The sequence below is a fragment of the Oceanospirillum sediminis genome (genome assembly GCF_014164585.1).
GTDB lineage: Bacteria > Pseudomonadota > Gammaproteobacteria > Pseudomonadales > Halomonadaceae > Oceanospirillum > Oceanospirillum sediminis.
In genome coordinates, this window is sequence record NZ_JACJFM010000126.1 from 1 (window position 1) to 472 (window position 472).

1 protein-coding gene is annotated in these 472 nt (G+C 36.7%); it reads right to left on the reverse strand.

Annotation, left to right across the window (positions count from 1 at the left end):
- Window positions 1–193: 193 nt before the first annotated feature.
- Window positions 194–472: rRNA maturation RNase YbeY (gene ybeY / locus H4O21_RS28115; protein WP_182812456.1), on the reverse strand; the 279-nt coding region annotated here is incomplete at its 5' end.

Sequence of the window (472 nt, forward strand, 5' to 3'; positions counted from 1 at the left end):
AGTGCCCCGCTCCTACTACTATGACATCATAAAGTTCGTTAAACATAATTCTCCTTTTTCAAAAACAATGTTCCACGTGGAACATCTTAGAGCCCCGTTGTCACGGGAATGACAATTTTATTTGAACCCTCGACGCAGGTGTCGTGAGTTGGTAATAAAATTTGGTCTGCAAATATACGTTGAAATCTTTAATTTAAGATAACATCTTCAGGTAGTGGTCTTCCTTTGCCGTCATTACCTTTGCGTCCTCATCTGTCTTATCCTTATATCCGCAGTAATGCAACACGCCATGAATAATTATTCTATGAAGCTCGTCTTCAAAATTAACTTCGAAATCCATGGCGTTATCAGCCACTCTTTCGATAGAAATAAAAATATCGCCTTGTATTATTTTTCCGACCGAATAATCAAAGCTAATGATATCTGTTAGTGTATCATGATTAAGGAATTCAACATTTAATTTGTGAAGATC